The organism is Methyloceanibacter sp., assembly GCF_050728395.1.
Classification (GTDB): Bacteria; Pseudomonadota; Alphaproteobacteria; order Rhizobiales; family Methyloligellaceae; genus Methyloceanibacter.
Genome location: NZ_JBOHJB010000134.1, coordinates 1 through 6,026 on the forward strand (window position 1 = coordinate 1; position 6,026 = coordinate 6,026).

Genomic DNA, 6,026 nt, shown 5'->3' on the forward strand with positions numbered 1-6,026 from the left:
GCCACGAAGAACGGCGACACTCGCACTCTGCCGCTAGTGTCTGGGGCATTCACGCTGCTCCAGGAACGCGCCAAGGTGCGGAGCCTGACCGATGACAGAATATTTCCACCGACTGCCGCCGCGAAGAAATCGGAATACCTCGACCTCCGGGCACCGTGGGAGGCCGCATTAAAGACCGCTGGAATAGCTGATTTTCATTGGCACGACTTGAGGCATACCTCTGCCAGTTACTTGGCTATGTCGGGTGTTTCGCTGGTGGAGATTTCCAAGCTATTAGGCCACCGCACCATGCAGATGGTATCGAGATATTCCCATCTGTCAGACGGCCACATTGTGGCGACCGGCGAGAAACTGGCCGCGCGGCTGGGGATTTAAGGCCATGAGCGCGAATGATTGTGAAAACATCGGACAAGTAAGAGCACGCTCCAAGCGGGCGCTAGATCGCCAGAATAAAGAAGCCATCGCTCTGTTCTCCACGGTCGACGATTTCACCGTTTTTGATGCAGCTTGCCTATTGACGGGACGCGATCCTATTTTTTGGGGGGCGCCATCAGCGGACGTTCTACTTAACAGGAAATCGCAACATAAACACCTTGGCAAATCAGTTGCACTATTCAAAGAGCTTTTGAAGCAACTCGAAGGAAACCAATTGCGCGCAACCTCTCTTGCATTCAATGGTGATGGCACATGCGACCCCGAAAAGACTCGCGTTTCCCGCGCAGAACTGAACGCATTCCGCAAAACGTGCCGCATAGCTACTGTTCCGCTTCCGGGCACTCCGGTGTTGCTGCGGCGAGCCGACGTTGCCGCACCTGCCGTAGTAGAAGCGTTAGGCCGCGAGAAAGGTGCCATTCCGGAAGTGAAGACAGAGCCCAGCGAAGAAGCGCACACCGGCGAAACGATTGTGAAGCGCAACGTTTTGTTTGACCGCCTGGGAGTCAAGTACGCCCGGTTTGAAAAGGCGATGCGAACCAGCGGGAGCGTGTTCGCCACCTGCCGCGTTCCCAAGAATAAATCACCAGGAGGCGCGGGCGGTTTTTACTATCTCGAAAGTGTTGAAAAAATCTGTGCATCGAAATGGAGAGACAATGCGAGCACGCGCACCTTGTACTCCAGCAAGACGCATCGAACGCTGCAACAACGTTCCCGTATGATTGACGACAAGAAATGGGTGGCTAGAAAAGACCAAGAATAAACCAAGAGAAAGCCAGCTATTTAACTCAGCGAACCAATATGGATTGAATGGGAGTCCTCAACCACCGAGGAGTCCCAAGATGCATTCACAAACTCAGCAAGACACCAGCAATACGTCTGCCGCTCTCAAGGGAGCGCATCTAGACCTGTCGCCAGGCCAAACGCTTTACACAGTAGAGCAATTCGCAAGAGCCCAGCCGGCATTCACAGCCGCCGCTCTCCGCAATCTGATTTTCAAAGCACAGAAGCGCCGAACGACCAAGGGCACGATTCGTGGCAACGGCTTGCTTGAAATCGGCGCAGTCGTTCGGGTCGGTCGAAAGGTACTGCTTGACGCAGACCGCTTCTTTGCTTGGGTGCGCCAGCAGAATGGGGCCACGAAATGAAGCCCCAAGAAAGCGAAGCCCCCTGCCGTGGCAGCGGCGAGGGGGCGGGTACATCCATTACTGCATTGGCATCTGCGAGCGTACCTCAACACGTTGCGAACCTGCAAGCGCGTACGCGGCTTCGATTGCCGCCCTATGGGCGCAAACTACACGGCCTAAGAAGGGAAGGTCTTGCGCCGAACATTGCCGTCTTGATTCTGGACGGGTGGGCGCGCACCGCCAATCTCGACGAATACGCGCCTTGGGTTTTGGTCGTTCCTGACAATGTACCGGCCGATTGTTTCGATTTCCGATGCATCGCGGGACTGTTCGCGTTTGTTGTTGCGGAGCGCATCGCGCGCGCGGACGATATTGCGCTACAGGTATTTAGGTACTCGCCGAAGGGCGTCTATAGCTGGACCGATGAGCTTGGTGTCAACGTCGGTTGAATTCTGACCCACTTACGGTTGATTTCGTCGGAGTAAAAATGACCCACCCTGGCGTCCTGGGTAATTCTTGGTTCAGGTGGTGGTGGCGGTCGTTCTGCCACGGGTCTGCCCCGCCTTGCGTTTGTCTTTGAGTCGGTAGCTCTCGCCGCTGATCTGAACGATATGCGCGTGATGCAGAAGGCGGTCGAGCAGCGCTGCGGTCATCGTCGCATCGTCGGCGAAAGCGGTGGCCCACTGGGTGAACGGCAGGTTGCTGGTCAAGATCATGCTGCCGCGCTCGTAGCGCTTCGCCACGACATTGAAGAAGAGATTGGCTTCCTCGCGGCCGAACGGCAGATAGCCGATTTCGTCGACGACCAGCAAGCGTGGGCCGAGGATGGCGCGATTGAAGTATTCCTTCAGTCGACCCTGGCTCTTGGCGGTGGCGAGTTGCAGCATGAGGTCGGCGGCAGTGATGAAACGAGTCTTGATGCCGGCCATCACCGCGCGATGCGCCAAGGCGAGCGCGATGTGACTCTTGCCCACGCCGCTGGGTCCGAGCAGGACGATGTTCTCGGTGCGCGCGATGAAGGTGAGCGCCGCCAGTTCCTGGATCTGCGCCCGCGGCGCACCGCTGGCAAAGGCGAAGTCGAACTGCTCCAGCGTCTTGATCCCGGGCAAGGTCGCCAGCTTGAGCAGGGTTTGCCGCTGCCGCTCGCCACGCGCGCCGTGCTCGCCGTTGAGCAAACGCTCCAGGAAGTCGCCGAGGCTCAACTCCTGCCGGGCAATCTCCTGCGCGATCGGCGACCAGTCGCTGGCGATCCGATACAGCTTGAGCTCGCCGCACAGGGCCGCGATCCGGTCATGTTGCAGGTTCATGCCGGCACCTCGGTCAGCACTGCGTACACCGACAACGGATGCTGCAGGCTCTCCACCGGCAGCGGCCAGGTCGAGCGTGGCGCCGGCAACGGCAGCGGGGTGCTGGTGGGTAGCGGCAGCAGTGCGGCCCGTTCCACAACCAAACGCCGATCCGGCCGTTCCTTGGTGGTGGCGTGAACCCGCGCATTGGCCACTTCGCTCAACCACCGGCCGATATGCACATTGGCGGCCACCGCATCGAGCTTGAGGCCAGAACTCTTCAGGGTCGCCGCCAGCGGCACCAGGAAGCTGCCTTTCAAGTAACCGTTGAAGCGTTCGACCTTGCCCTTCGTCTTCGCCCGGTAAGGACGGCACACCCGCAACCCGAAGCCGAACTCGTCCGCCAAGCGCAACACGCCAGCGTGCCAGCGGTGCGCGCCGTCGCCGTAGGCGTTGCGCTCAACGATCACCGTCTTGGCATTGTCGAACAAGACGTGTTGCGGCACCCCGCCGAAACCCAGCAGTGCCTCGCGCAGGCAGGCACACAATGTCGCGGCATCCTCCCCGGTTGTGAAGCGCACAAAGCTCATGCGGCTGTAGCCCAGCGTGGCGACGAAGGCGAGCAGCGGGTCACGCCCACGTCGAATCACGGTGAAGTCGGCTTGCATCTGCACACCCGGCGGTGTCTCGAACCGCACCACCGGATCGTCCCGGACCCGCTTCAGCGGATTGATGAACATCTTCAACTGTGTGAGACCGCCGGCGTAGCCACGGTCCTGGATCTCCCGCAACAGCACCACGGCCGGAATCCAGCGCGGCTTCGCCGCCTCGATCCGCTCGCACACATGCGCCTCAAACGGCGCCAGCTTGGTCGCCCGCGCCGGCCGCGGTCCGTACCGCGCTGCCTGCGGGTCTTCCACATACCGGCGAACCGTGTTGCGCGAACAACCAAGTTCCCGCGCAATCTGCCGTATCCCCATGCCCCGTCGGGCTATCACGCGAATCTCCACGACCTGCTCCTGGGTCAACATGCTCGGCGGCCCAAAAGCCGCGATCATCGCCCGGGTGGGTCAGTTTTACTCCGACGCAGTGGGTCAGTATTACTCCGGCGCTAACAGCTAACGGTACGCCGGCGTCGGGCGTCGGCACAGGTGGCGCTCGAGCGTGAGCTGCAGGGGTTGCCGACAGGACCGAATCAGGTGCGGTCGATGGCGTCATCGACCTGCATCCCGCCAAACTTGGCCCGCCAACCTTACTAACTTCCGCATGGCACTGAGAATGCGGAGCAGGTCAGAGAAGGCCCGTTCTCAGTTCTTCCGACGCAGCGCTTTGATGATTTGCCAAGACGACTGACCTGGGATTCTGGACTCCCAGAACGTCCAGCCATTCGTAGGGGTCTTGGTGATGTATACCGCGCCCGCCGATGGGGTATCGAACCGCTGTCCGTTTACAACCAGGGCCCCATGGTCCGCGCGACCGAGCCACGTCTGTCCTTTGTAACTTGCGCGAAACTCGGTACCTGACGGGAACCGCACGCCCTTAACAATCCAGTCGTCTGCGGTATCGGCCGCAATCTGAGCGGTCGGACTCCGCTTTGACGACAGTCCGAGTAGACTCCGAAGAACGTCGTTCTCGCTAATCTGTTCGTTAGCACGACGCGCAGTGAGCGCTTTGAAAACGTCGAAATCAACATCTATGGTTCGCACGAGAGCCTCCAATCCATCTGTGTTACTATAGTATACTATAGTGCTTTATAACGCAAGTGGCTAGCAGGTCATCATATTTGCTGGGGCTAGCTCTGACTTGACGGCTAGGCTCTTACCTTATAAAGTTAAATATGTTTAACATTTGAGCATCCCGTGCGCTTACAGGAAATGGGCCACGCAATCCGCCGGGCACGAATTGCCCGGGGCTTGACGCAGGCGGCACTTGCGAAAACAGCGGGCTTGTCTCGCGTGACCTTGAATCGCCTCGAGATGGGCACATTCCCCGACCTTGGCGCTAACAAACTGCAAGCGCTCCTTGAGAACGTGGGTCTTACGCTTGCTGTTCAACCGGCTCCCAAACCCCACCGTCCTGACTTCCTCCGTTTGGCGACGACAACCGCGAGCGTCAGCTTTAAAGAGCCGCTAACGGAAGCGGAACTGATACGTGCTTTGCTTAGCGGCAAGGTTCCTCGGGGAAAGAAACCCCACTTCCGCCTACTTCTCGAGGAGGCGAGTCCTTCCATGATGCGGGGCCTACTGCGCGAAGTAAGTCTCTGGACAAAACCTGGGAAAGTCGAGAAGAGCTTGGCCGCAATCGCCCGGGAGGTGGGCGCAACTGAGCCAGTATACGAGTGGTCGAAGATCGTCTAAAAATCTGGGAAACGTTATTCCAGCGTGCGTTGCAGCTTATCGATTCGACGCGTGTCGCGGGAGTGGACCTTACCTGGAGCTTCGGAGGCGGTACGGTGTTGATGCGACGACACCGCCACCGCTTCAGCAAGGATATCGATATCTTTGTTCCGGACCGGCAGTGGCTCGACTATTTAACGCCGCGACTCAATGACACCGCCGAGTCGCTGACCACCGACTACGTCGAAGAAGCTGCCTCCTTGAAGCTGCGGTTTGGGGAAGGGGAGATTGACTTCGTTGCGTCAACCCCCCTCACGGATAATCCGACCACCATCGAGCGTTTGTTCGATCGCGATGTCAATGTTGAAACATCAGCGGAAATCGTGGCCAAGAAAATCTGGCATCGCGGCGATCGATTCACGGCGCGCGATATTTTTGACCTAGCAATGGTCTGCGAGAAGGAGCCGCACTCGTTGCGATCGATCGAACCAATTCTTCGCGGTCGCCGCGAAGTTGTCCTCGAGCGGATCGCTAGGCATGATGTGACGTTGCGCGAGGACTTCGCCGCGTTGGAGGTTCTGGATTACCCCCGCAACTTTGACGAGTGTGTCGTGCTTGTCAGACAAGCGTTGGCTTAGCTTGTGGCCTGTCAGCGGGGCCGACGGCCTACGTATTCAAGTCGGCGCGCGTTTCCAGTTCATGATGCCGATGCCGAGGAAGACGAACGCCGCGCTCGCCAACTGGTAGAGCTGCAGTTCTTCGCCGAGGAACGCGAAGGCGAGGATCGCGCCGAACACCGGGATCAGGTAGATGAACGTCCCCGCCCGTCTCGGTCCGATCCGGGC

At 59.0% G+C, this 6,026-nt stretch carries 9 protein-coding genes; 6 read left to right on the forward strand and 3 right to left on the reverse strand.

Features of this window, described 5'->3' with window-relative positions:
• The 4 genes from ACREC7_RS15355 to ACREC7_RS15370 form a co-directional block, all read left to right on the forward strand.
• The coding region (locus ACREC7_RS15355; protein ID WP_431556567.1) for a site-specific integrase at positions 1–375 on the forward strand (375 nt) is incomplete at its 5' end.
• 4 nt (positions 376–379) lie between these two features.
• On the forward strand, positions 380–1,195 hold the full coding sequence (locus ACREC7_RS15360) for a hypothetical protein (protein ID WP_431556568.1): 816 nt from the start codon (positions 380–382) through the stop codon (positions 1,193–1,195).
• 79 nt (positions 1,196–1,274) lie between these two features.
• Positions 1,275–1,580 carry a hypothetical protein gene (locus ACREC7_RS15365; RefSeq protein WP_431556569.1) on the forward strand — a complete coding sequence of 102 codons (306 nt, stop codon included), beginning with the start codon at positions 1,275–1,277 and terminating at the stop codon, positions 1,578–1,580.
• On the forward strand, positions 1,577–2,008 hold the full coding sequence (locus ACREC7_RS15370) for a hypothetical protein (RefSeq protein ID WP_431556570.1): 432 nt from the start codon (positions 1,577–1,579) through the stop codon (positions 2,006–2,008). The genes ACREC7_RS15365 and ACREC7_RS15370 overlap by 4 nt, the downstream gene beginning before the upstream one ends.
• Before the next feature lie 72 nt (positions 2,009–2,080).
• On the opposite strand, the gene istB is transcribed toward ACREC7_RS15370, so the two are convergent.
• Both istB and istA read right to left on the reverse strand, forming a co-directional pair.
• Positions 2,081–2,866 (reverse strand): IS21-like element helper ATPase IstB, encoded by a 786-nt coding sequence (gene istB / locus ACREC7_RS15375; RefSeq protein ID WP_431556571.1) that lies wholly within the window; start codon positions 2,864–2,866, stop codon positions 2,081–2,083.
• The gene (gene istA / locus ACREC7_RS15380) at positions 2,863–3,876 is read right to left on the reverse strand and encodes an IS21 family transposase (protein ID WP_431556572.1); all 1,014 of its coding nucleotides are present in this window, start codon (positions 3,874–3,876) and stop codon (positions 2,863–2,865) included. The genes istB and istA overlap by 4 nt, the downstream gene beginning before the upstream one ends.
• 843 nt (positions 3,877–4,719) lie before the next feature.
• Here istA and ACREC7_RS15385 point away from each other — a divergent pair.
• Positions 4,720–5,202: a helix-turn-helix transcriptional regulator gene (locus tag ACREC7_RS15385; RefSeq protein WP_431556574.1), complete on the forward strand. Its 483-nt coding sequence runs from the start codon at positions 4,720–4,722 to the stop codon at positions 5,200–5,202.
• Positions 5,184–5,819, forward strand: a complete 636-nt coding sequence (locus tag ACREC7_RS15390; protein ID WP_431556573.1) for a nucleotidyl transferase AbiEii/AbiGii toxin family protein — start codon at positions 5,184–5,186, stop codon at positions 5,817–5,819. The genes ACREC7_RS15385 and ACREC7_RS15390 overlap by 19 nt, the downstream gene beginning before the upstream one ends.
• A gap of 36 nt (positions 5,820–5,855) precedes the next feature.
• Here ACREC7_RS15390 and ACREC7_RS15395 read toward each other — a convergent pair whose 3' ends face one another.
• Entirely contained in the window at positions 5,856–6,020 is a 165-nt protein-coding gene (locus ACREC7_RS15395) for an EamA family transporter (RefSeq protein ID WP_431556575.1), read from the reverse strand.
• Positions 6,021–6,026 lie beyond the last annotated feature (6 nt).